Origin of the sequence: Hydrococcus rivularis NIES-593, from assembly GCF_001904635.1 — a bacterium.
Lineage (GTDB): Bacteria > Cyanobacteriota > Cyanobacteriia > Cyanobacteriales > Microcystaceae > Hydrococcus > Hydrococcus rivularis.
The window spans coordinates 18,794-45,232 of the sequence record NZ_MRCB01000001.1; the positions used below are offsets into that span (position 1 = coordinate 18,794).

At 38.3% G+C, this 26,439-nt stretch carries 13 protein-coding genes; 4 read left to right on the forward strand and 9 right to left on the reverse strand.

The window, feature by feature from the left end; all coding sequences use genetic code 11:
• Nucleotides 1–13: 13 nt before the first annotated feature.
• The 3 genes from NIES593_RS00100 to NIES593_RS00110 are packed head-to-tail and all read right to left on the reverse strand — an operon-like array spanning nt 14 to nt 10,207.
• Nucleotides 14–6,382, reverse strand: coding sequence for a DEAD/DEAH box helicase (locus tag NIES593_RS00100; RefSeq protein WP_073597660.1), 6,369 nt, complete (start codon nt 6,380–6,382; stop codon nt 14–16).
• Entirely contained in the window at nt 6,379–7,302 is a 924-nt protein-coding gene (locus tag NIES593_RS00105; protein WP_073597661.1) for a hypothetical protein, read from the reverse strand. Before NIES593_RS00105 ends, NIES593_RS00100 begins: the two co-directional genes overlap by 4 nt.
• Nucleotides 7,303–7,306: 4 nt before the next feature.
• On the reverse strand, nt 7,307–10,207 hold the full coding sequence (locus NIES593_RS00110) for a hypothetical protein (protein ID WP_073597662.1): 2,901 nt from the start codon (nt 10,205–10,207) through the stop codon (nt 7,307–7,309).
• Nucleotides 10,208–10,610: 403 nt separating this feature from the next.
• Here NIES593_RS00110 and NIES593_RS00115 point away from each other — a divergent pair, with 403 nt between their 5' ends.
• Nucleotides 10,611–11,786 (forward strand): helix-turn-helix transcriptional regulator, encoded by a 1,176-nt coding sequence (locus tag NIES593_RS00115; protein ID WP_073597663.1) that lies wholly within the window; start codon nt 10,611–10,613, stop codon nt 11,784–11,786.
• Between the two features lie 320 nt (nt 11,787–12,106).
• Here NIES593_RS00115 and NIES593_RS00120 read toward each other — a convergent pair whose 3' ends face one another.
• From NIES593_RS00120 to NIES593_RS00150, 6 genes are all read right to left on the reverse strand, one after another.
• Nucleotides 12,107–14,926 carry a hypothetical protein gene (locus tag NIES593_RS00120; protein WP_073597664.1) on the reverse strand — a complete coding sequence of 940 codons (2,820 nt, stop codon included), beginning with the start codon at nt 14,924–14,926 and terminating at the stop codon, nt 12,107–12,109.
• A complete protein-coding gene (locus NIES593_RS00125) occupies nt 14,919–17,294 on the reverse strand; it encodes an ATP-binding protein (protein WP_073597665.1) in 2,376 nt (791 codons plus the stop codon). Before NIES593_RS00125 ends, NIES593_RS00120 begins: the two co-directional genes overlap by 8 nt.
• Before the next feature lie 504 nt (nt 17,295–17,798).
• Complete coding sequence (locus NIES593_RS00135) at nt 17,799–21,164, reverse strand: nSTAND3 domain-containing NTPase (protein WP_073597667.1); 3,366 nt, start codon at nt 21,162–21,164, stop codon at nt 17,799–17,801.
• Between the two features lie 276 nt (nt 21,165–21,440).
• On the reverse strand, nt 21,441–21,773 hold the full coding sequence (locus NIES593_RS25410) for a GIY-YIG nuclease family protein (protein WP_217651760.1): 333 nt from the start codon (nt 21,771–21,773) through the stop codon (nt 21,441–21,443).
• Between the two features lie 53 nt (nt 21,774–21,826).
• On the reverse strand, nt 21,827–22,936 hold the full coding sequence (locus NIES593_RS00145; protein ID WP_073597669.1) for a hypothetical protein: 1,110 nt from the start codon (nt 22,934–22,936) through the stop codon (nt 21,827–21,829).
• Between the two features lie 72 nt (nt 22,937–23,008).
• The gene (locus NIES593_RS00150; protein ID WP_073597670.1) at nt 23,009–23,596 is read right to left on the reverse strand and encodes a hypothetical protein; all 588 of its coding nucleotides are present in this window, start codon (nt 23,594–23,596) and stop codon (nt 23,009–23,011) included.
• Nucleotides 23,597–23,836: 240 nt separating this feature from the next.
• Here NIES593_RS00150 and NIES593_RS00155 point away from each other — a divergent pair, with 240 nt between their 5' ends.
• The 3 genes from NIES593_RS00155 to NIES593_RS00165 all read left to right on the forward strand — a co-directional run bounded on the left by NIES593_RS00155 (nt 23,837) and on the right by NIES593_RS00165 (nt 26,435).
• Complete coding sequence (locus tag NIES593_RS00155) at nt 23,837–24,097, forward strand: hypothetical protein (RefSeq protein ID WP_010994011.1); 261 nt, start codon at nt 23,837–23,839, stop codon at nt 24,095–24,097.
• Between the two features lie 96 nt (nt 24,098–24,193).
• Nucleotides 24,194–25,045 (forward strand): hypothetical protein, encoded by an 852-nt coding sequence (locus NIES593_RS00160; protein WP_073597671.1) that lies wholly within the window; start codon nt 24,194–24,196, stop codon nt 25,043–25,045.
• 145 nt (nt 25,046–25,190) lie between these two features.
• A complete protein-coding gene (locus NIES593_RS00165; RefSeq protein ID WP_073597672.1) occupies nt 25,191–26,435 on the forward strand; it encodes an AAA family ATPase in 1,245 nt (414 codons plus the stop codon).
• Nucleotides 26,436–26,439 lie beyond the last annotated feature (4 nt).

Sequence of the window (26,439 nt, forward strand, 5' to 3'; positions counted from 1 at the left end):
CCATCCTCAAATCTTAAATGGTTTTCTCAACTACTACATAAGTGGTAAATCTAACACGATATTTTCCTTGTTCTCTTGCTAAAAAGGTCATCCCGATGTCAAAAATCACTTGATAATGCAATCCGTCTTGTCGGTAGATTTCCAGAACGCGACCGTGAGGAATAAGGTGACTCCATTGTTTGAAATCAACTGAGCGTTTAACTCGAACCAACAAATTATTTTCATTCGGTTGGAGTTGAACAAATACTTTTTTAAGCTCTTTCTCTATGGTTAAAGCGTTCTTAGCATCCTTATCTTCAGTTGTGAGAATTTCGACATGAGATTGAGTATCAAATCCACCCCATTTTAATAATTCAACTAAAATGGAAGCCCCTTGTTCCCTCAGATAGCGATCGCGGTAGATAATCTTCGTCACCTTGCTTCCAGATAAAGCAGTCTCTAATCTCAGTTTATTTCTAAGTTCTGATATGCTGAAGTCGCCGCGCCATTCCTGCTCAGAGGGGTTTAAGAAGATTACGGTAGTGTTTAGGTCTTCTAACTCAGATGCTGGGACAAGTCTTGCTTGTTGGCGTAATGTTTCTAACCGACTAACAACTGTTTTAACACCTTCTGGGCTTCGGGTTTGAAACCATGTTGGTGGTTCATTGTTTGAGAATTGCTTTAATGACAGAACAATACGGTTACTTTGGTTGCTATTGAAACAGAGAATTGGGACATCTCTATGTAAATTTTCAGGAAAATGTTCAGCACAAGTCTGGTAAAGTTTTACTAAACCTTGGTCTATCAACTGTTGTAAGCGTTTTCGCCATACCTTAAGGTGATTTCGTTGGTCTAAAGAAACATCTGAAAGTCCATTGGGGTCTGGCAGATAGTTTACTATTAATTCAAGTGGTTTATTAATCGCTCTCATAGAGTAAACTGCATCTGTAAGCAGATTTAACCAAGACAAGTTTGAACCTTTGTTTAAACCAAACTCATCGGTGAGTTTGGGTAAATAAATTAAAGTATCTGGTGCTGCTGCTCGGCAAATTGCTGGTAAGTTATCTGCTATGAGAGACAAACTTATTCTGTTGGAGTTGGGAGCAAATTTTTGTAATTCTTCATCCGGACTGACCTGCTCAACTATCGGTCTCAGAAAATCTGCCACTAAATGACGGTTAAACTGGTTGTGAAATGGCTGGTTAGAGTAAGTTTGTAAACAGTCATAACAACTAGTTGCACAGTTGCATGATGAAACTATTTTTAATGCTGTCTTTAAAACTTCATCAAAGCGTTCGGCAATGCGACGGCTGTATCCTGCCCCTCCAGGCACATTGTCATAAATAATAATGTTAGCGCGTTTGTCCGAACGAGGCGTAAACAGCCCATCTAATTCTGTACGCGGTACGTCAATTACTTGGGCTGCTGCTGCTAACAATGCATAGGTGAGAGAACGCCAAAATTCTAAACCTCGGTTGCGATTTTTTGTATTGGTAAAAATTTCGCCATCATCTTCGCGTTCTCCATCTTCGCCGAACAGGGGTGTAGGTTCGGTTTTGGAATCAAAAACAATTTTTAGCAAATCGCTACAAAATTCATGTCCCAAATGCATCAATGTATAGCGGCCAGAACATGGTTTTCCAGTTCTGGGATGAGTATGAGGAATTTGCGATGATTGTTGACTAGTTGCAGAGTTTTTATTGGCTCCTTTTTTACCTCGGCTTTTTTTCGTTTCTCCTTTGGGTAATAAATCGCTCAAATCGCGTCCACAGGTACTACAAATTGCAAATCCTTTTCTATCAAACCCTTTGTCTTTACCATAGGAACCTTGATTAGCTAAAAAGAAATTTCCACCTTTGCTAACAGTAAGAGTATACAAACCCAATTGTGGAGGTAAGGTTTCTGATAAATCTCCATCATTTATTAAAAAAATCTGAGATACTGGTTGACGCTGCGGTTTAATGTATGGGGTGACTTCTGGAAGTTTTTCCCAATCAGTTGTAAATGCTTTGGGAACTTTGTAAAGTTTCATTTTTTTAGCCGCAGGTGAGGATGGCTCATCACCGCAAACGGGACAAGATTCTACTGGTTCATCTCCCGTATTAGCATCTAAAAAATGATTGCAATTTTGGCAAACCCAATAGAACTTTTGTTCTAATTCTGTTGGTTTGAGAATGCCAACACTTTTGTACATTCGGTCATCTACTATTATTTCTTGGTCTGGAGCATATTCACCAAGAGCAAGTCGGCGATCGCGTTCTAGTCGATGTTTACCTTGTGCTGAATTATACTCATTGCTTTCTCCAGTCAAAAGACGAACTACGTCAATAGGAAAACCATAAATTGGTAGGATACTGGCTTGGGCTAGTTCGTCATGTAAGCGACGAGAGCCAACTTTATCAAGTTCGCGCTTTGTCCCAGCAATAAGTCTAGCTATTTTCTCTAAATTTTTTGTTTCAGATGGGTTGATCATGCGGTTTCGTAGTTCAAGCATATCTTCCGCTAAACTATTCCAATCTTGAAGTTGCTGCTGTTGAAAATCTTCAATCCCATCTTTAAAGCCTCTCAGCACTATAGCTGCTTGACTTTCAGAGCTACCTAACCGAGTTAGCCACTGCGTGGCTAGGTCTGCTGCTTCATTGCTATTTAACCATTGTTGTAACTTACAAATCTTGGCTTCAGCAGGAGGAGTAAAATTTTCAAAGGAAACAGGATTTTCTAGTGGTAAATCCAAAAACTCTGCAATTTTTATTTCTTCTGCACTGAGATTCCAGTTTTTTCGTAAAAATGCAGCTAGTAACTCAGCATGAATGTGACGCTGCTGTATTTGGAAGTTACCAGAATCAAGCTTGGGGATTTGATTGCTACCAGCAATTAACTCTTTTGGTTGCTCAAAATAAAAGCGGTCGTGGGGACGACGTTGCCCATACATTAAAGTAATAGCTACACCATCTGTGCGTCGTCCAGCGCGTCCGGCTCGTTGTTGGTAGTTGCTAACATGAGGAGGGAAATTGCGAAGAACCACCGCTTGCAACTCACCAATATCTACACCCATTTCTAAGGTTGTCGAACAACTGAGCATATTAATGCGACCTTGGCGAAAACGATTTTCGCGTTTTTCTAGTTCTGCAACACCTAGCTGTGCTGTATGTTCTTGCGATCGCAGTGGTAAAGGTGATCGTTTTTTAATTAAATATTGCTGGTAATGTTCGGCAGCAGTTTGTTCAATTTTTTCTGGTGTGTAAGGTTCAAGAGTACCTTTACACTTATAAGCTGAACATTTTTGGACGTTAAGTGTCGCCTTCGTGATTTTTGATAAACCTGGAACATGAAAAACCTGCTGGCAGCAATTGCACTGATACCAATCTTCCTGTGTTTGAATAATATTTAACTGTCCCCAGTTAAGTTGATATTCCTTTTTAGCTGGAACAAGTAAGCCAAAATCTTGAAGCTGACGGGAGAGCCATAAAAAATCCTCTTTGCTGGGAATATTTTCTTCACCAAATATTTGTGATAAATACCAACCTAGTCGATTGAATGGCTTTCTTAATCTCCCATTTTTCCAGGGCATAAATGAAATCGAGTCTTTAAATTTCTTGATTTCATCGTCTAATTTATCCTTCAAAAATAAATAGTTTTTGGATTTCCCCTGAGCATCTACCATTTCGGGACGACGGCTATCCCCTCCAGTTTCTGGGAAATAATAAGATGAATTTTCAATGCTGACAATTCCTGCACGACGAATAATATCTGTAAGGACTGTTAAAAAAATCCTTGCTTCATCGTTTGTGATTTCAAAATGACCCGCAACCAATTCAATCAATCGTTCATCTAAATCAATATGGCAAGCTAGTAATGCAAACGCTTCTAAAGTTGAACGACGGTTCAAAACGAGAGCAAATTCTCTAAGTAATATTTCCTTAGCTCGTTTTTGAGCTAAATCTTCTGCATCTATTTTATTTTTTCTATCTTTAGGTTCTTCCTCTGGATCGTTAGGGCGGTAACTTTTATAATTTGCATCAGATTTTCGGTCAGGATGAGGAATATAAAATTCTAAAAATCTTGCTTTCAGTTGGTTAATTACTTGATTAACAGATGTAATACCTTCAGCGTTTTTTACCTGATGAAATGCTTGCCAAAGCATCTGGCGGTACAGCATTTCGGTATGGGTACGTTGATAGTCTGAAGCGAAAAATGCTGCATCTTGACGACCATCGGAAAAGGTAAGTAATTTCCGCTTTGAAGAGTTTTTATCAGTCTTTTCTGTTTCGGGTAATAGTTCAAAGAGACTATCCAGCATCGCCTCTAATGGGCCATCTGTATAAGTCACAAATCGATTGATTGCTAAAGTAGTGCGTCCAGTTCCAGCACCACAAGCAGCACATCTGTTTAAATAACAACCACCTTCATCTTTATCATTTTTTTGGCGATGCCATGCTAAAGTAAGTTCATTCTGTGCTGTTACTTTGTTTGTAAACGTTTCATCTGAAACTTTACCAATCCAGCCATGTTTTTGAAATTCAAATTTAAAACTTTTTATGATTGTTGATTCTTGTTCCTCTTCATCTTCACCCATTTCCTCTTCTTCTGTTACACTATCTAAATTACCAGAAGTCAAAGTGTAAATCTTGGTATTATCCTTTAATCCTTGAATTGATCTGGGTAGAGATTCTAGTTCTCCCGAATCTTGGCGTTGAGTAAATACATAACTCTGACCGCATTGAGAACAACTACCCAATTCTAATACAGGAGAGTTACAGCATTCACAAGTTTTTTTCTCATTCAAATAAAGTTGCCCGTACCGTGCTTCACGCTCTGAATAAAGTGGGTCGTGCGCTGCTCCCGAACATTTGGGATTAATACAGGCATAAAGTCCCTCTAAACTACGAAATAAAAGATGCAATCTCACAGGAAGTAAAGGTAAATCATCTGGATTTGCACGAGCGAGAGTGCCTATTTGCAGCAAATGAGCTAGAGCAACTTCTGCATCTGTATCATCAACGCTACCATCTAATTTAATTGGCAGATTGACACCCCATAATTCTGGAGAGCGAACTATTTCTTCCCAAGGTTTAGGTTCGCGGCAAAGTATATTAATCAGTCGATGTATTAAGGGGTGTCCCTTGAGAGCAAACCAGAGGAATTTGTGAATATCATTATCAGCTTGCGATTCAGCTATTTTTAGTTGTTGTTCGGGGACGATAGCACTCAGTGGGTCAAACCAAGAACTAATAGGAGAACCTGGTTGTGGTAATTCGATAATACTTAAATATTGTAGAATTTCTTCATTAGTAAGTGCAGCAGGTAGGGTATAAGGGTTGCCTAATCGGTCTTTGGCATTGAGACGCTGACCGCGAATTACTTGACTAAAAGTTTCACCAAAAAACTCTCTTGCAAATGCAAGAACTTTATCATCAACCAAAGCATTTCCTAAGCTAGCACTGGTAGCAATACAGCGAATTTTACCTTTTTCTTCCACACCTATAGAAGCTTTAAAACGCTCCAACAGCATAGAAACTTCGCTACCCTTAGCACCATCATAGGTGTGAGCTTCATCTACTACTAACATTTTGAAAGTATTTACTGAAGCCTCAAAAATTTTTTCTCGCTCCTTGGGTCGAATTAACATATGCTCCAGCATGGAGTAGTTGGTGATTAAAATATGGGGTGGTGCTTCCCACATTTCTTCTCTTGAGAGTAATTGTACTCTGCTAGTTTTCTCAATAGCTTTATCAATTAATTCCTCATGTTTTATAGATTCTATTTCAGCCGAGGTAAATAATTGCCGCAGTTCCTCTGGATCGTAAGCCGCGAATTCTTCTCTTAATGACTCTATTGCTTTACCTCTGTCTTTTTCGGTGCGACTGGTGTAGAATCCGAATTTAATTTTGGTTGTCGTCTTTTGGCGACATAATAATTGCCGCAGACGTTTAACTTGGTCATTTACCAGAGCGTTCATCGGGTATAAAATTAGTACCCGGACTCCAGCAAGCGATAAATTATTTCCTTCTTTTAGCAGCATATCGAGCATGGGTGTCAGAAAACACTCAGTTTTTCCCGAACCTGTACCAGTTGCAACGACTATATTTTGCTGTTGTTCCACAACTGCGCGGATCGCTTTTTCTTGATGTTCGTACAACCGACGACTACTAGGTATAAATAGTGTTGCCATATCAGGGTGTAAAACCCCTTGTTCGACCAACTCATTAATACTAAGACTTGATTTATATGGCTGGGAACCTTCGAGGTAAGGATGTTGCCAAAGGTTTCCAGGTTGCTCTAATAATTGCTTAAAACCGTAGCGGAGATGGGGGTCACGTAGGGGGTAAGCTGTAAGTAAATAGCGAATAAAGTCTGCACGGGGTTGTTCAACTGCTGCGATTGGATCTAGATATTTAGTCATACTAATTTAACTCCTAAACGTTTAAATGCTTCTTTGACAAGTGGCCAGTTTCTTGATTGAAAATTTCGAGTTCTGTATTCTTCTCCAGGCTCAGAAATATGCCATAACCACCGTGCATAGGTACTGGGAAGATAGACCCCTTGCAAATTTAACTTTCCTGGAGGTTCATCCCAAATAATTTTTAAAGGACATCCCATTTGTTTCTCCTGGTAAAACATAGCTAAAATAGCTAAATCTGGCTCTAATTCATAAAAATTTTGGTCTTCAAACCAGAGATATTCACCTGTGGGCAAGCGCAATATATCTTCGTTTTTGATGCTCTCGCGGCTCGGATTGCGCCAACGTTCTTTCTGCGCTTCATTACAGGGTACGTATCGCTGAATGTAGCCTTCATTTTGCCAATTTTTAATAGAAAAAGGGTCTTCCGTCCAAGTTGAGCGCAACTCCGATTTCAAGGGTCTTCTTGGTATTGGTAAATTTTCAATACTATCTGAAATAGTCAGCAACCGAATACCAACTTGACTTAGGCGGTCTTTAATTCTGTGAAATTGGTTACTTTTAGGGCGCAATAGTAAAGGATTTTGAGGATTTTTTTGACTTTCTAGGACTTGATGAGCCAGAGCCAAATAAGCGCGATCGCCCCGAAATAACAAATTTCTCAAATCTTCTTTATTTTGAGCCAAAACCATCGGAGGAGCCATACAGTAATGGTTGCGTCTTCCTGCTAGCACTTCCCCTTCTGCTTGCAATTCATTTAGGGTATCTTGAATTGTATCTGTTAGGTTTTCTTGAGATTCGTTAGGAGAAAGACTTGAAATTAACAGCGAAATAATCTGATACTTTGTTAAAGGCTGTGGGATTGTTCGATTATCGGAATGACGGTGATTACTGAGTAGTCGAGTAATTTTTTCATTTAACATAATTTTAATTGTTTAAGATTTTTTGAGCATCATTGTAGGTTACATATTCCATTTCTTTAATATATTCTTGAGGTAGATAAATCTTAATATCTTTTATATTTTTATATTCCAGTAACAAAATGTCGCTGAAAATAAATAGTTGAGGAATATGAATACTTAAATTTGCTTTTAGTTGATGATTCTTGGCAATCATTATTTCTACTTGTTTATAAACAAAATTACGTTTTTTAGGATTTCTTAACCTGATTAATAACCAATTTTCTTGAGTTGCTGCTACATTGCCAGTATTCGCTACTTTTGATATTGTTACTTCTTGCGTACTTGCCTGACTTTTTAACTCGATTTTTAGATTTTCAACAAGAGCTTGGAGTTTCTCTCTAAGAGAATTAATCTGTAACCATTCTGGAAGATAAAATGGTAAATTTTTTAGGCTATCGATAGCTGTTTGCAATAAATAGGGGTCATAATCATATTTGGCAGATTTCACAAAATCACTAACAGATTCATTATCCAGAATGGTGTAGCAGTAATCTGCCAAATCTTCATTTTCTAAAGTTTCATCAGGTAAATCATTTTGATTACTACCACACCACCAACCAAGGTTGTGTCGTAGTTTACGTGAACCTATTAGCTGAATGTGATAAATTCCAGGTGGCAATGCTAATAGAACAGTAATTTTATCTTCATTTAACGAAACTGGTGAAATTGTAATTTCTACTGGGTTTTTTTCAGGTAAAAGTAAATTCCAGCATGATAGGGAATAAACTTCGTCAGATAATAAACCAGATAGGTGAATTGCTTGATGCGCCCAAGTACAGCTAATTACAAGGGGAGAAATTTCCGTTTTTATTAAACGTTGCGCGTCCTCACCTAACCTCTGGAAATCTAAAGCATACCAATTAGAGCTAGGAGATAATAAATTATAGAAAGATGCTAGGTTTATGCATAAAAAACCTAGTGAATCTGCTTGACATTGAGAAAATATAGTTTCCTGTTTATCGTATAAATATAAACTGATAGTTTCTAGAGGTAAAAGCCCTTCTAGTTGAATTTCTTTTGCCCAGAACTTATCAGCAGAATCACATAAAATTGGTAATTGAGCTATTGGAGATTGATTTACCAAACTAATCTTTAAATTCTTAATCTCTGGTTTGCCAGTTATTTGATAGTTTGATTGAATTTCAAATTTATATGACCATCGATGAGATTGATTCCAAAAGCGGGCTTCATATTTACCTGGTACAGTAATCCATTTATCAAGAGGAATTGCCTGCCATCTATCGCTTGGCTGTACTATTTCAGTTGTAGTAATAAGTGTTTTTTGATGGGTGATATTTTCGATAGAAATATTTAAGGATATTTCTCCTTCAATGGGTGGATACCAAAAAGTGGGAATTTCCAGATAAACAGATTTTTTACCCTTCAGCTTCAGTCCTCTTAAGCTTGGCTGTTCGTCAGAAGAAGGTTTCCAGCTAATCGCTCGAAATGTAGTAATATCTTCATAAGAAATTACTATGAAGACAATTGATGATTCTTTCGTTGTAAGTGTAAGCTGTTGACCCTGCCAGCCTCTGATACTAGATGGTACACAACTATCTAGGATTTCAATACCATTACCAAAGTCTAGACTGACACCTTTAGGGGCAAATAAAATAATCTCTTTGGTTCCCCTAATGCTAGGATTAGCAGAGTCTAAATTTATGCGATCGCCTGTCCAAGCATCAAATATTAAACAGGGAAAATTGCTGGCTACTCCCTCAAGTCTCCATTCAGTTAGGCTTTTGCTACGGTGATCTAACAGTTGCCACTTCCATAGTTCAGCCACATTCCTGATGTCTACAACTTGTTCGGGAATAATTAGTCCTGGTTTTGAGGGTATAGTACCTTCCCAAGTCGCTTCTGGAATCTGGCAGAAAGTTCCACCCAAGTTATCCCACCCTTTCTTCCAAAGGTTTTGCTCTGGCAGCACTAGTTGTATATTTAAGGAGTCAGCAGTATCTAAAACTAAAGATAAAGGCTTTTGGCGACGGCTAATTATTTTACGGCTATTACCAAAACGACGTTGTTTAGGAGTTAAAACTTGAATCAGACTGTTCCAATCCCTCAAGAAAAAATTATTTGGTAAGTAATAGCTTCCCAAAAGTTTTTCGCGCTCATTGTGATCTTGCAGTGCTTCAGGTAATGTTCCTTGACGTTCAAGTTCAACAGCAACAATAGCAATACCTTGAAGTAGCTTCCCTGCAATTGGCTCAAATTCCTCGTCTTCCTTCTGTGGGCAACTAGCTTTGAGAAAATTAATCAGAGTACCCCATTGAGGATGCTTTTCCTGACAAAAATATAATAGTTCTTCGGAAATATCTTCACATGAACTATGAGCAATTTCCCACCATCCATACTCATGTGAGAATTCCTGAACTAACTGAGAAAAATGAGTGAGATTTTGCTGAGGGATACCACTCTGTAACCATAAGGTTGATACGTAACGATATCCTCCTTTAGCTTGGACAATACCCAGTAGGTCAAATCCTTCACCTACAAGCTGACGTAGTGTATTTTCTAGGCTTTGATTACATAAAATATTTAATTTTTGACAAAAACCATACCAAAATTTTTCTTCAACACTTGAATAATAGTAGGCATACTCTGATAGAGCAAAAGTTATAATTTTTAGCCAATTTTGTTCAGGTTCATTAAATCTTTTATGCAACTTATGATGAGTAACTGTATCTAGATTTCTCAAGTTGTAGCCTACAATATCTAAAACTTCCTCGGTGGCTTTTTGGCTAATCTGAACGCTACCTAAAAATCGCTGCCCTTTGGGACGATTGGAATGAGACCAATATGATGAAATTTTCTGCCAAAGCTGTAGAGTATGTCTTGGTTGAGAGAAATTAAAAGTAGTCATTGTTTGGTAGATAACTAACCTGGCAAAATTATTGAGTTAGATACTTAAATTTGACTAACTAGACAACTAACAAAGTTCGTTTGCTGCCTTGACAAAAAAATATCTCTATAGTTAATGTTCCCTAAAAATATTTTTGAGTAACTATTTTTACTAAATAATTCAAATTTGTACTTAAAAGCATTTTAGAGATTCGATCTAGTGCTGTTTTCATTTGGATAAGGTAACTTGAGTTGTTTGACTTATCGTATCTAAAGTGCATAGTAGCAAAAGACATTTCAGAGATTCCAATAAATGCGAGTATTGATTTAATTAGTTAAAATTACTCTAAACAACAATACCTGTAAGGCTTTGAGAGATTAATCTCAGTAGTGCTTGAATATTTTCTTTTACTTGACAAATTAAAATGCCCAAGAAGCCTGTTACTCATCCATACACTGACCTCCAGGCCTTTGAACGGTTGATGCTACTAATTGCAACTTTTGTGCGTTATCCCGGAGTAGGTAGTAGTGATTTAAATAATTCAATTGAACCAAAATCTGGAGATTCTCACGATGCACTTGCTGAGGTATTACTGCGCTTGCAAGAAGTTGCTCGTGATTGCGGTATTGATTTACCGACTTATTCGCTACACACGCTGCGAAAAGATTTGCGGACATTGCGTCGCTACAACATCCTAGACAGCCGCATATATCGTTGGGGTTATTACCTGGGAACTGGTGCAATGAGTTTGATGGAACTACAGGTTGCGTTCAATGCCTTGAGTTCGCAAGCAAAGTATCAACAAGATCCGCAAGTGAGTAAGATTTACCAGATATTGATGCGAAGATTGCGGGGGCTGAACTTAGCGGATGAAATTGTTTATCCAGTGCGAGCGCAAATCAATCGAGCTATTATTTACACCGACCCAGAAGAAATGATGGCTGATAGCAAGTATCGTGGCACCCTTTTTGAAAAAATAGAACAGCTAGAAAGTTCTATTATTCGGGGTCAGGCAATAGAAATTTATCGCAGTCGCAATGCTTATCAACAAGGTATTACTGAGTTTTTAAATATCTATCCTTTACAACTTATCTACTCAGATGTAGCTTGGTATCTATTGCATGAAGATTGTCAGAGTGGACATTTAGCTACCTCAAGGTTAGATAGGTTTACCGAACACTTTAAGTTGCTTGGCTCTAAAGAACGGGATTTAACAGAACAATGGCAAAGCCTCCAAGTCGCACATGAACTACTGGAGAATGGCTGGGGATTATATTTAGGTAAACAAGAAGAACAAAGTTTAGAGCGACAGGGCAAATTAGATTTTATTAACGTAACCGTGCGCTTCTTCCCTGATGTTATGGTGTTTATCCAAGAAGGCGAAAAACGCCATAAAAGCCAGAAAATTTCTTTTGGAGCCAAAACTCCAGATGGAAAACCAAGCTATCTTGATTACAGTCTCAAACTTCCACCGCGATCGCTGGCGGAATTTAGCCGTTGGGTTTATCGCTTTATGGGTAGCGCTCAATTCCTTACACCAAAGGAATTGGTAGAAAAACACAAGCAAGTTGCTCAGGAATTGCTCGCTCGTTATCTTTAAACTATTGGCATCTCCTTTCTTTTCTAGCCGTAATTGATTAAATGCTTGGTTATAGCGATCGCAAGGTTCTGCTTCCGCGCCCACTTAAACTAAGCGCTCACTTGGGTTGTCACCTCGTTTTTACCCTTAGCCCCACTGCGACTGCTATTGATTCAACAAACAATCCGGTGAAATTATCGCACCACTCCTTCTGCACTGCTTGACATGAGCAATGTCTGCGCCAAGCTACTACGTGTTTAGGCATTTTGAACATTTGCCTACTATCTCTTGATCGCCGCCAAACAAGTCTCTGGGTTAATCCGTAATCGTTTTTATTCAGCCTACTTTGATCGTTGCTCTAATTTTTGTCGCAGCAAACCTGCTAAGGGTACACCTGCATCTACTAGCCGATATACTAGGTCAGAGTACCGTTGCAAAGTAGCTGTGCGATCCCTAATTTGTTTTTCAAAATTATTCCATATCCGTTGCAACAATTCGGCTGTTCTCTCACTGTTATCTCGTTCTTGCCAAAGTGGATGAGTACTTGCGTTTACGCATTGAGTTAGCCATTGCAATGTAGGTTCTGGTGCAAATTGCCATCCCGAACTGCTCAACATTGTTATCAGGTAGCTGAAAGCCTGGGGGTTATGTCCAATAACTTTGACCCACTTTTCTATAATGTCGGAGAATAAAGCCGCATGAGACCATTCTTCTTTGAACCAACACTTGCCAAGTTGAACAAAGAGGATGCGTGAAACAGTATCGGACATATCGTTGCTTAGATAAGCATTATTAGCCCACCTCGCTATCTCTGAACTATCAAGTACCCAGTTACATATTTCTCTCCATCCTAATATTGCTTCAGTAGTTAGCGGTTCTAAATATGCAATATGGTATTCAATATAACCATCTAAAAGGTCGGTTGTTATACGTGGTGCTTTTGACCAACAATTTCGGACGGGGTTAAGGATATGTTGACGTGCTTCTTCATAACTAAGCGAGCGCATTAGGTATGATGCCCATCTGAAGAAGGAATAATTCCACTCAAAAGGAGGTCGGTCATGATATCTACGATTTTCGTCTTCAAGTGTGTTAGCCTCAACTGTCCACGCAATCAAATCATCAGTGAGTTGAAGAATTATTTGTTTAGTTCTAGGGTTTTTAAATAATTCATGAATAGGGAGAGCGTATAAAAAAATGGTAGCTAGTTTCTGAGAAAATATTATCTCTTTGACTGAAGGTACTTTTGGAATTACTGGAAATTGATTTTGGTTTAAATTGTCTAAATGGTTTGCTATGAGAGTTTTTTGCCATTTTTCTTTTTCATCAAAATTCGTATCAAAATTACCCACATGTCTTCCAAAGGCAATGTTTGCTGGTATCAAGCACAATGATAGAATGAGGCTCAAAGCATTCCAGCAAAGAATTTCATCAACTTCCCATACTTGATAAAGACTGCAAAAGATCGCTTTAACTACTTCTTCCTGTTCTTCTCCAAGCAACATAAGGACTTGTTGTCTCACTTCTAGATCCGCCGCATTATGAGCAATGAGCATTCCAAGTCCTCGCCCTGCTGATACTTTTGGATGAAAAGAGATGATATGTGCTTGATTGGCATCAGGCATACGAGCCGCAGCAATTAAAATGTCACGGCTCCAAGTAACTAAATTTTGTGTTTGTGCCCATTCAAAATCGGCAATTAAAATAGCTGCTGCAACACTAGCTATTGCTTCTAAACGTCTACTAATTTGCTCAGTATTTTCATATGGTAGGGAGAAATCTCCAGCTTGTTGAAGTTCTTTGACAGATGCTACTGCTTGCTCAATCGTTATGTCATCTGCGGCTGTTCCTTGCTCAATTGTTTTTTGCGCCCACATACATAAACCGAGCCAGCTTTGTAACTTGGAGATAGGGTTAAGCTCAACTTCATTACGCTTTCTGATATCTTCAGGAGGCTCAACCCATATCATCTGTTTATCTCCTATGTCTTTTATCCTGTAATTTGCCCGATTACCGTAAGCCTGATAATTCTCCATCCGCTCTCTAATAATGGCAATAGCTTCTGCATTTTCTGTTTCATCCTGGTAAAAGAAAGGAAGATTTTGTGTGAATTTGGCGATTGCTTCCTCAACTGGAAGTCTTAAGCTTTCATCGTTAGAAAGAATATAAAGTTGTGCAAGATGCCTAGCTTCTAAAGCTCGCTGCGGTCTTTTATTACGTTCCTCAATCAATTCGTAAATCCATTTAACTGAAGGACGCTCAAATTCTGGTAAAATCTTCCACGGATTACTATGGTCATTAACCCATCTGTTTATGTCCATTTCCCAGACAAAGGGGGAACTAATAATTGGTATTGCTGCTCTCAGACATTGATCTGGGTAAGCCAGAGTAATACCAAGACAAATACCCAAGACAGCTACGCAGTTACTACCAAGTAAAATCTTCTCGAAAAGTTCTTCTACATTTCTGCCGGCTTCAATTTGTCTTTCCATCCATACTTCCAAAGCCATTAGTGCCGAAATAACTGGATACGGCCCGACACTTGTGCCTCTATACCAGCAGTAAATATCTGCATTACCCCAAAACTCATGTGCCTCTGATGGTAAATCAATAATCACAGGTAAAGGAATTATACCGCTTTCATCGTATTGAAGTTTTTGTTCTCTTTCCCGCCATTTTGCAACTGCGAAATTTGTCAAAGTTTGGACTAATCGTAGCCCTTCATCCTCATTTTTTTGGAGCAGATACAGGAAAGGTCCTTGGACGTGAGCAGGTGGTAAAAACTCATTGAAGTCTTCAATTTCTAATTTACTGAAATCAAAAGGTTCATAATCATCATCAGGAATTATTTCCTGAAAAAGATAAGAATGTAAATTTGTATTCAACTTTGAATCTTCTGCTTCCTCAAAATTATCACTTGTAATTGGAGGTGGAAGTCTTCGCATTCTGGGCTTTTTAATAAAAATATCAAGTGCAAAATCAACAAATACTTTAGGAATATGAGCGACTAAGGGTTTATATTCTTTGAGGATTTCCTTTTTGGTATCTGTATAGCCGTATTTAGCAACTTCCTGAAGATATTCCGCTACTTTCTCCGGAATAATATCGGCTGAATGAAGCACAATTTTTCTTAATTGTTTTTCGTAATCATCTCTAGTCACGTCTATAATTCCTCTCAACTTCTTTCATCCAAGCAACTGCTAGTTCTCCAATTTCTCTCCGATAAACTGAGCCAACTGGTGTTTTAGTTTGCCATATTTCCATCAGTTTGGCTGCTTCTGGTCGAATAGAACTTGGTAAATTATTTAAACGTGGAACAAGCCACCTCATTAGTGGTAACCAAACCCGCCATACAGGAACAGGGTTGAGCATTAAAATTGGGAGCAACTCATTAAGAGGCTTATTCGGTTCTTTTAAAAAAGGCAACAGTGAAAAATCAGGATTTACTTCTACAGTCCGCAGCGCCACTAGCAATTGTGTCAAACGTTGAGCATCATCTGATACAAGCAGTGGCTCTGCTTGGTCAAGCAAATCGGGCGCACGAGGCGAAATTAGGGGAGCAGTCAGTAGAGCCTGTCGCCATCTAGGAGACAGGTCATTTGCTTGTTCAACATCTCTGACTAACTGCACCCAGGTGTCAGTTTCATTTTTTTCAAGCAGAGAAGCTCCCAATAGTTGAACAGCCCGAAATAATCCTATTGGCTGACCAATTTTTTGAAGATATGAAACCAATTCTTCCCGATTTTGGTCTAAAACCCGACAAATTACCCAATCTTCCAGCAAATCATGACGGAAGCGATACACATCCCGACGCGGGACTCGCGAAATTATTTGGTCAGATTCAAGAGAAATAAGGGCATCAGGAGATATTTCGTCAACCAAAAGGCGATTTCCTGGTAAGTTAACAACTTGTCTGCCCAGTTTCAAAAGTGCTTGTCGTTTCGCAATACCAAGAACACGATCTTTATCTACTTCGCCTACAACCCTTTCCCACCAAACCTCACTGACTTCTATCTCTGTAGCAATTGGCGGTAGTGGTTCTGAATCTGGGAGCATTCGTTGGTCTTCCAGTAAACTTAGCATAAATGGATTTTTAATCACTGCTTCCAGTTGAGTCAGTAATAAAAGTGGCTTTAAGCGAGGGCTATGCTCGATAATGCTTTGTAGTTCTTCGGTTGTTAGTTCTGGTATTGCTAGCGTTTTTGGTTTTCCCAAAACTCTCAAATCGATCCAAGTATGAACCTCTTGAAGGTTTTCCTCTCTCACTGAAACAACAACTGTCCAGTGTCGAGAGCCATCTTCACTCAGAGGAAAATTGGCTAGACTACGGAGCAAATCATTTACAACCTTGCGTCTGCCAGAATCAAAAATCTTATCAATACCGTCAATAAAAATTGCGGGTTGAGGACTGCTACTGGCTGCTAATAGTAATTTAGCTAAGGGTTGAGTCAGTTGTAGGTCGTTAGCATAACTACTCCAGCCTGTACCGCTCATGCGATCGCCTGCGAACAAAATTACGGGTCCCTCTCCCTGTTGAATTTCAACCAGTGCTTTCAACACCGCAGATTTACCAGCACCAGGCGAGCCAACCAATTCCAGCAGTCTTGTTTCTCGCATCATTTCTCTAGCAGCAGCGACTAGGTTAGTTCGGCTGAGGGTAAGACCGCCAATATCAGTACGTATGTCTTGCAACACAAATTCTGCTTCCTGCTGCAACTTTTGCAGGTCAGCACGGCAGTCTGGAGATGGAACTAGGGCAAAATGTAATTGTAATCTTTGTCTAAGTGTTTCTGTATTAAAACTGCCAGCAGTTCGATTGGTTTCTGCTGCATACTCAACAAGTTGAGCAAAAAGCTGGGGAGAATCAGCTTTTTTATCTGGACTTAATAACTGGCTAATTATCTCGACAGTATAAGTGTAATCACGCGACCCCTCGCGTTGAAAGTCAAAGTACAGAATGACCATCGAGCGCAGGAATTGCCATAGCTCGTCATCACTAACATTGCTTCCCTGGTAACTATCCAATTTTTTGCGGATTAATTCAACAAACTTACGCTGTTCTTTATTTGATAATCCTTGTTGGGCAATTCTTTTTAGAAAATCACCAGCATTAGCACTGTTACGCGCCCAGCTGAGAACACTTTGGTAGTTTTCATCTATATTTTTTGAATAAAGTGCAATAACAATACCAAAACGGTCAATTCCAATGTTAAATTTAGGGGACTTAAATGTTTCCCAGCAAGCAAGTATCACCTCATCAAATGTCTCGTCTTTCTCACCAAAGGTGAGGTCGCGCTTGACTTGGAGCGCAAGTTTTACCTCACCAACGGTCAGGTCTGCAATGATAACAAGGTCGTCTAACGGTTCTCCCTCAAAAAGGCGCTGAAAACGCACTTCCCGTGTAATACCCGCCTCTAAACCACGGGGAACGGAACCAAGTAATAGCGCTGCTAAATAGTAAGCACCAACACGCTTTTCGTAGTCACTTCCACCACCTCCAGTAGAAACGGGGCTTGCAACCTTGGTCATATCAATTTACAGCTAATTTTTACGGTAACAATTTTCGATAACTAAGAATAGGATTGTAACCTAATCCTGCATAAAGTCCCGTTTCTTTTCTATTTCGATATTTTCCCGTATCAACTGAATTTTTTGCTCTACGTATTGCTTATGTTGGAGAAAATCTACACTATTGAAAAGTGGAAGGAGTGACTCTAAGTACTCAACACGCTTTTGATATACGGGAACCCAACTGCCTGAGCAACCCCAAGAACTTGGTTCTAGACGAAGTTTTTCAAAGTCCTCGAAGTTGTTGTTGTGTTTGATAAAGCAGTCAATAAATGAACGCCTTCTCTCATACGAGAAGTTTATAACTATGTCAGATATAAATTGAATAAACTCAATTTCTTTGTACTTAGATATGACTAATGCTATCAAAAGTTTATCTTGGCGTTCCCACAAAATTTCATTGTCTTTTCCATTTGCATTAAGAATAAAAAAATTGCTAAGTCTAATAGATCGTAAGCTAAGCTGTTATCGATTTCGATTATAAATATATTCTATTATCTGGCTCATTAATTTATCATAGTTGTCATATCTCCAGAGGAATGAATAATCTTGTCTATCATTTCGATGATATGAGTACTCTTGCTGCTGGTAAATCCAATCGATATATTCAAAAATAAATTCTGGATTGCGGTTTAGAATATAAACAAAATATCGCCCATCATCATCCATGTGTTGATCGTGCTTCAATACTTGAAGATAAGCTTCCTTTAATATATTAAATTTGTTATCAAAACAATTAAATAAAAGTGTATTAGATTCGTATTCATATTTATTGAATAAGCATGATAGTGGATAATTCTTGTAGTTATCATTGCCAACTTCTAGCAGAATTTTTACTATCTTGACCAAGATACCCTTTTCTAAGGCACAATATTTTAAAATAAAGTTCAAATCGTCTGGCACTTCATTAGTCTGACTTTCTTTATAGAGGTTACAAAGTTGATCTAGATGCTCTTCTCTAATTAGTTCTTGAGGTAATAAACGATAAAAGTTAAATAACCACTTCCGTTTTGAAGGATAATCAGCTTGATTAATAATTTCATAAGTATTGTCAACATTTAAAATATGAATTAGATAATTAATCAGTCTAAGGTCATTAATCTTCAATTGCTCTCCCCAACTTAGGTAATATTTCATAACATCAATATATAATTGGGGATCTCGATCAGCCAGAGCAATAAACACTCTAGCTACTTGGCTTGGAAAATAGTACGCATTATGTTTTAGACGACCTGTTTCTTGCTGAATTTCAAGGCATTGATTAAAGAACTGCTTGTAGTCTTCCAAGTTGTAGTTTACAAAGAAGTCTTGAATTTTTTGTTGCTTAAGTCGCTCTTGCTCCTCAAAGCTATAGTTGACCAAGAAGTTTTCAATAAGTCGCTCATTTTCCTTATCTGTTATATTGCGGTGTAGTCTTTCTGAAGGATCATAAAAAAGAATTTCAGACAGAGCATAGGTTTTATTAGTAAAACGTTCACGCAAATTTTTATCAAATGGCACATTATGACGTTCTAAATGATCTAAATAGCTTTGAATAATCAGGCATTTAGAATAGCTGCTGGCATCTAAATATGAATCAATAAAAGGAAGTACTTCAGATGAATCTTGGGCAATTATTTCATGTACCGAAACCTTATAACCTGATGTACTGTAATTGTGAAGAAGGTTAAGCACATCTTCTTTGAGAAGAGCTACTTGATAAAGTTGGAATACCCTCTGCCAAATTTTTTGTCTAAGTTCAGATAGTTCCGGTATTTGTGGTAAGGTGAATTTAAAGATATTTATCGCTCTCCCTTTCATTCTAGTAGTATCAAATTCTGTAAAAAAGTAATGTTTAGCTACAGCGATAAATAGCTTTGAGAATAATACATCTTCACCATTTTTAACTCGTTCCCACAGTACATCAATTACTATCTGCTGAATGGCAAAACCATAACGATAAGATTCGTGATCAAAACCAAATTGTTCAGTCAGAAGGTAAAGCACTTGCGGTATTTCAGTAGGTCGTTTTTTGGCGTATTGTAAAAGAATATCTAACGCTATCTTGAGATTACTCTCATCTGAATGGCTGAATAAATTTAGTATATTGAGAATAGAAAGTGATGCAATGCTAGAGTTAGGCTTAATATCTAATTTAGATAAATCTACTGATTCCTGTTCCATTATAGAAATGCAGTTATGAACATATACAAGGATGTCTGTTTCCTTGAGGAACCAGAAAACTTGTATAAAGTGCATCAGATTTTTTTCGTCTCCTGCATTTTTATATATTTCCCATGCTTGATTAACGTGTGGACGCATTACTTCTATAACTCTTTCACTATCAAAGGTATTTAAAACAGGATTGAGAGCGTCAACAAGTCGATACTGAAGCTGAGGAAAAAAATGAGTTAGGAGAGTAGCAAACTTAAGTAATCTATCTTTAAAGAAGGTAAGGTAAAAAAGATATGTAGCGAGAACTTGGTCAGAAACTCGCACAATCTCGTTCTCATACATATCGAGCAATTCTGTTTCATGTAGCTGGCGAACAGCCTTCCAAAAAACTTCCTGGCTAATAGTGAATGCTGTCTCAATTGCCTTCATCATGTTTTCGTCTGAGCGATCTACTGTCCTGAAAAAAGCAACGATTCCAGCAGCTTTTAAGAGATTTTCATCACCTAGTTCGTGCAAATCTCTTCGGACTGAAGAGTAATATTCGTCATAAAGATTAGATATATTATTAATACTGTCAAGCCTATTTTCTTGCTTTGCTAATAGTGCAGCCATGATTGCAAGACGAGGATTTCCTTGTGTAATGTCAGCAATTCTGTGGAGATAGAGAGGATTAAGAATTTCATACTCATCCTTAAGTATTTGCTTTATCTGATTCTCATCCAAAGAGTTTAGCTCTACGCCAGCCCAATTATTATAAGAACACGATAATTTCTGAATTTTTTCAAAGGCATAATCTCGAACAGTAGCAATAACCTTGATTTTTTGATCCTCACGTTGGTTATGAAGCAGATCAATGAAATAGTCAAATGAATTGACCCGATTGGCATCATCTACCAAAATCAGGTGACAACCAGGTTCTGAGAAATAAACCCGTAGATCCTCAAAAATATCTGCTCCTCGAAGAAAAATACATCGAACTTGATATTCAGGGTGACTTGCTAAAAATCTATTGCAACATTCGAGTGCCAGTCGAGATTTACCTACCCCTGCTTTTCCAGATACAATAACAAGATTACTCTTCTCTAACCCTTGTAATACTTCTTCTAACTCTTCCTCTCGAAAGTGAAAAGTTGTATTAATAGGAGTAGCTGCTTTTTTATTATAAGCATTAACAAATTCATCAACATCAATAATTTGTCCTGTATCTACCTCAACCCCTAGCTGCTCTCGTGCAATGCCTGGATACTTTTGGTAAAGGTCATAGGAGATAGGCCCAATACCAAAGATATTGAGGTTTACTCCTCGCTTCTGGCATTCATCCCTCAGTAAATCTTCCTCATCAGGGGAAAGCATAGAGGTATGACATAAAACTATCTCTTGGATTTTTTCAACAGAGATTCCAGTTTTTGACTCATCAAAACATTTGTTGAGGTCTTTCTTAAACTTGTTAGTAACCCCTTCTTTTTGTGTTGTGTATTCTGCAAAGACATACTTTCCATTAGGTAGTACTACTAATGTATCAGGAGTTCCTTGTCTCACTTTGTCAGCACCAATTACAGATCCAAGTGGATTGATACGGTCGTATCCTCTCTTGTAGAGGTAAGCATCCGCAAGCTTTTGGAATGCTCCACCATCCAGTCTCAGCAGTTCGTTTTGGATCTGGTTAATTTTTGACATATGAGTTTACACAGACAAAGGAAAATAGTCATTGCAATACTTTTGTACTATATTAATCTATAAATCTAGTTAAGATGCGAGCGCTATTCATGGAATGCCTTCAAAAATGCACTTCACATCCCAAGCAAGGCTAAGACAGCTTTTACACTATCGAGTTGATGCCGACGAGTGTTTATCTGAAAAACTCACTGTTATTTCTTGCGCGTCAGCGCATCTTCATACAAAATTAGGATTAATAGCAAAAGCTTACTCTGTAATGCACATTTAAAATTGGATCTACCTTGTTTGTATCGAATTAGTTTTTGCATTTTGTACTCTTTTTAATAATTGTGCGTGGTTCTTATATCGCTTAAGTTGAATTTCAAGCTGACGGGCTTCTTGTTTACTTGAGGTCTTCCACACGTAGACAATTTTGAATTCGATGCCGCGTTCTATCGCAGCACGAGTAAATGCTGACCCAGACCCTTGTAGATGCTGCTGAAATCTCTTCTTGAGGTTCGCGCATGAACCTAAGTAATAACGAGCTTGATGTTTCTCATTTCCAAGCGGACGAGATAGCTTAATCATGTAGCAGCAAGGAATTGAGGGTATTTTTCCTGACAATTCCATTTATACTTTTTTAGATTAATTTGAAAGCTGAGGCGTTAGCTGATTGTGGTGATTTACGTAGTTACGCAGTTGAGTCTTTCTTGTTCCTGTATCCAACTAATTACATTTGATTTACTAATGCTTACAGGCTTATCTTCACCTGCAATAAATACTTGAAACCAGCCAGTTTCTAACTCATAGTAGTCAATAATTAAACCTGCTTCTCTAGCTGTTTGGAGAGCTAATACTTCCTGGGGTAACAATCTTTTAATTCTTAACTGTTCTTCTGGGGAAAGCTGCTGCCAAGCTTCATCTTTAACAGCCAGATGCCTGTAGATAGCACTTCTAATTTGATAATAACTGGTAGCTGATTTGAGTTTTTCTGCCAGCATTAATACTTCTTCCCCAACTGACTGCTGTTGTGTAGCGTTATCGGTGCTGGTTTGTTCGTTTTGTTTTAGCCTAGAGTTAACTTCTATAGCTTTTTCGCTCTCTGTTGGGGATGTTTCTAATTGTGGAAGCATACTCGACTCAACCACTTCAGATTCAGCAGTATCTTCCTGGGGCTGCTCTTTTTCTTGGGATTTGATTTTGGCGTGATAATCTGCGATCGCAGCGCGGAGAATTTGCTGAGGGAGTAGTCCATATCCGTCAATCAATTCCTGTGTGAGTACCCCTGTTTGGTGGTCTTCTTCCCACTGAGGAGGAAATTGACAGTAGCGATCGCCTTTTGGAGTTCTGCGCCAGATTGATATCTGCTTTTGTTGTTCCTGTTTTTGGGTTTTAAGGAGGGCTTTCCTTTCTTCGATTAACTCCAGTACCAGTTTGCAGGTCAATCCCCCAATTGGATAATTCTGTAGCTGACTGATAATTGGTTTGTATTGAAGAGAACACAATCTGAGAAGTATTGTTACTGGAATTGCGGCTAGGTGTTGAGGACAAGTTAAAAATTCTTGGAAGTTTTCGGCTATTTTGAGCGCTCGTTTTTCCTCAGAGCTTCCTTTATCCCAACCGTATGTATCGAGCAAGGTTCGGTATTCTTTCTTGCTGTAGGTGGTTTTATATTCGTAGAGTAAGAAAGCGGCGTGCAAATATTCCAGACTGCTGGTTTCGATATGTGCGGTTGGATTTGGATCTAATTGATGTTTTTGGAGATAAGAGATTGATGTGATAGTTGCTGGCATGATAAGATTCACTTTGCATTAATTTCGTTGGTCTTAAAAGACCACTTACCTATTTCAGTCAGCGCAAATAATTCAGGCTGCTTGTTTGTCCCAAGCTTTTGATGATTTGGAAATAGCAGCCAAAGCATAGCCCAAGGTGTGCTTGTGAATTTTGGGCATTTTGTGAAACGACATATCTTGACCCCAATCTTGGACTGATTTGGTGCCAATGTGTAATACTTGCGTGAGGGTTTTGACACAAGTTGCACGAAAATTGGCGTGGGAAACAGTTTGCAGTATTTGCTGTTCAGTTAACCCTTCAAGGAGTATTCTTTCAAGAAAGGTTTGAGCGTCTACTTCCGGTGCGTTGTATTCTCCTATCAAGATGCTTTTTAGCTGGTTTGGTATGATTTCGGCCGCGTGAATGTAAGCAAGTGAAATTTTGCAGTAGTTGGGTATTCCGTCAAAGTTGAGATCGCTTCCCCACTTACGAACTGTCGGTCTTTGTACCCCTAAGACTGCACATAGTACGGTGATACATTTTTTGCGGTATTGCGAATCTGTTTCTTCTTCGAGAAGTTCTGGGGGGCTGAGTTCGGCTATACCGAAGCAGTAGCGTAGAAATTGTCTAGGTTCTAAACCTTGAGTTGGGAGGATTTTGAGGGTGTTGTAGTGGTTCATGGCAGAGATTCCATATAGGTCAAAGATTCTTGATATTTAACTTTTTGGCTCAAACCTGAAATTGGATTTTTCCTTGTCTTTCAGGCTTCTTTTCGTTTGTACGTAAATTTTATTCAGATAAATATAACTCTAGAGAATCCCTAGAGAGTCTGTCAAGCAACTTTAACGCTAAAATAACAAAATAGATTCTTTAAAGCATCACCAGACCATCGCCAGAGATAATAAAGAGGATGTACATTAATGAAGACACAGCTAGAAGAAGTATTAGACATGGCAGAGGAAAACGTTCGTTTTTCAATTACCCTATCCCCATATGACTTTCGGAAGTTAAAGCTTTGGGCAAAGCTTCGGGGCCGTTCCCCTGCTGCGTTTGCTGCCCAAATCATCGCCGCAAGGATAGAAGCAAATTTTGAAACTATTAATCAGCAACTTGCAGAATATGCGCGATATAAAGATATTTCTATCGAAGAATTGGAAGCTAGCCTTGATTCTGATAGTTAGGTAATTCGTTGGCCTGTGAAGTGTACCGTTTGGGCGAAGGTAAAGACATTACACCAATCAGCCGTCCCAAGGTTGTTTCATAATTAGCGAGGTTTTATGGCAGTAAGATTCCTAGAAAACAAGGGCAGCGGCAATATCCTAGAGATTAGTAAAGCTAGGCTTTTAGAACTTACTCCTAATGTTTATCCCCTTACTTGGGAAGCCATTCTTTCAGGTAAAAATGATAGTGTAGCTATCTTGGGTGCAGGTTTTGCCGAGCGAGAAGTTTTTTTTGGTTTTGAAGGAGTTGACCTAACGCGCTACCAACTTCCGACAATTGACTGTTACGACATTGCTACTAATCCACCAGAAAAGTTTTTAGCTTTACGCAGCCAATACCCAAATCTACAGTTAAATTATTTTTGCGATCGCAATCTAGCAGAACTAGAACTGACAAAACTTTACGCTCCTAAAACATTACGGTTAGTTTCAGTACATGGAGTGTTAGATTATTTACAACCGGATGCCGTTATGCGGTTGTTACTCGATATAGTGAATGTGCAACCGGAGGCGATATCAGTGCGGCTATTTTTAATTGGAAACCCGTGGTCGCGGAATTTTGCAAGTACAAATCAGTTAGCTGAGGAAGTAAAATCAATTGAAATTATTACAAGTAGTTTGGTTGAACCAATTGATTTTAATATATTTTGTCGTACAGGTATTGTTAGATTAGATATTTCAGATGAAGATAAAATTGCACATAATTTATTACCAACATATGGTGCATCCCATGTAATCCCTGATAAGTTAGTTGGATATCTTAAAACTCAAGGATATCAACTTCTAACCAGCGATGTGTACTCACTTACTAGTCAAGATTTACAAGGATATGAATCACAACATTCTAATCTTAATGAAGACAAATGTACGAATTATCCGCACGGAATATTGTTATTTTTCAAACGATAAAATAGCTGGCTCCATAAAATTCATAGGCGTAATTAACTAAATTTGTCTAAAAGCGCAGTTAAAGAAATAATGTTAATAATTAAAGTAAAGTTATTTAATTTATAAGAGGTTATTTGATAAGTATAAAATTGTTTGGGAGAGCAAAATGTTAAAAGAACTTCACCTCCAGCAAGTTGGACCTGCTGCCCACTTTGATGTCGCATTTGCCGATAGGCTCAATATATTTACAGGTGATAATGGTTTAGGTAAAAGTTTTTTACTAGATATCGCTTGGTGGGTGATGACTACAAATTGGGTAGAACAACCAGCGTACCCACAGCGAGTCAGAGGTGAAAATCCGCAAATTACAGGAATAGTTAGCAATAAAAAAGATATAAGAGAATATCAGAGTTACTTTGATTTTTCTGAACAAAAATGGCGTAGTTTACAAATGCCTCCTTTATTAAAAGAGGTCGTTATTTATGTACGGGTTGATGGTAGTTTTTCTGTTTTTGACCCAGCTCGCCAACGCGATATTGCTTATAATTTTAATCCAAATACACTCTGGAATGGATTAAAATTAAAAAATAAAGTTCTTTGTAATGGTTTAATTCAAGATTGGGTAACATGGCAAAATCAACCAAATAAATATCCATTTCAACTATTTTCTAATGTTATTAAAAAACTTGCACCTCACCCTTCAGAATGGATAGAAGTGGGAGAATCAACGCGAGTTTCTATTGAAGATGTGCGCGATATTCCTACTGTTAACCTACCTTACGGGAATGTTCCTGTCACTCAAACATCAGCCGGAATGAAGCGTATTCTGGGACTAGCTTATTTACTAGTGTGGACTTGGTACGAACATAAAAAAGCTGCTGAATTACGGCAACAAAAGCCAGTAAATCAGATAGTTTTACTAATTGATGAAATTGAATCTCATTTACATCCTCGTTGGCAGAGAGTGATTTTACCAGCTATTTTAGCTGTAGTGAAAGAATTACAACCCAGAATGAAGATACAGGCTTTAGTAACTACTCATTCTCCTCTTGTTCTTGCTTCCTTAGAGCCAAATTTTAATGAGGAAGAAGATCAACTATTTTTATTTAAATTACAAGATAGAGAAGTTAGCCTTGATGAAGTACCTTGGTCAAAACAAGGGGATACAGTTGGATGGTTAACCTCTGAAATTTTTGGTCTCAAACAAGCCCGTTCCAAAGAAGCAGAAATCGCAATTGAAGCAGCAGAGGCTTGGATGCGTAATGATGATATGAATGCGTTTCCAGAACACTTGAGAAGACCAACACAAATCCATCAGGAACTTCAAAGAGTTTTACCAGGACATGACCCATTTTGGCCCCGTTGGATAGTTACAACGGAGAAAAGAAATTTTGGGTTATCAGAGGTATAACACA

Coding starts and splice junctions, on each gene's coding strand:
- NIES593_RS25410 (WP_217651760.1), bottom strand. CDS start 21,773: ATGGAATTGTCAGGAAAAATACCCTCAATTCCTTGCTGCTACATGATT.
- NIES593_RS00165 (WP_073597672.1), top strand. CDS start 25,191: ATGTTAAAAGAACTTCACCTCCAGCAAGTTGGACCTGCTGCCCACTTT.
- NIES593_RS00125 (WP_073597665.1), bottom strand. CDS start 17,294: ATGACCAAGGTTGCAAGCCCCGTTTCTACTGGAGGTGGTGGAAGTGAC.
- NIES593_RS00145 (WP_073597669.1), bottom strand. CDS start 22,936: ATGCCAGCAACTATCACATCAATCTCTTATCTCCAAAAACATCAATTA.
- NIES593_RS00115 (WP_073597663.1), top strand. CDS start 10,611: ATGCCCAAGAAGCCTGTTACTCATCCATACACTGACCTCCAGGCCTTT.
- NIES593_RS00160 (WP_073597671.1), top strand. CDS start 24,194: ATGGCAGTAAGATTCCTAGAAAACAAGGGCAGCGGCAATATCCTAGAG.
- NIES593_RS00100 (WP_073597660.1), bottom strand. CDS start 6,382: ATGACTAAATATCTAGATCCAATCGCAGCAGTTGAACAACCCCGTGCA.
- NIES593_RS00150 (WP_073597670.1), bottom strand. CDS start 23,596: ATGAACCACTACAACACCCTCAAAATCCTCCCAACTCAAGGTTTAGAA.
- NIES593_RS00105 (WP_073597661.1), bottom strand. CDS start 7,302: ATGTTAAATGAAAAAATTACTCGACTACTCAGTAATCACCGTCATTCC.
- NIES593_RS00155 (WP_010994011.1), top strand. CDS start 23,837: ATGAAGACACAGCTAGAAGAAGTATTAGACATGGCAGAGGAAAACGTT.
- NIES593_RS00135 (WP_073597667.1), bottom strand. CDS start 21,164: ATGTCAAAAATTAACCAGATCCAAAACGAACTGCTGAGACTGGATGGT.
- NIES593_RS00110 (WP_073597662.1), bottom strand. CDS start 10,207: ATGACTACTTTTAATTTCTCTCAACCAAGACATACTCTACAGCTTTGG.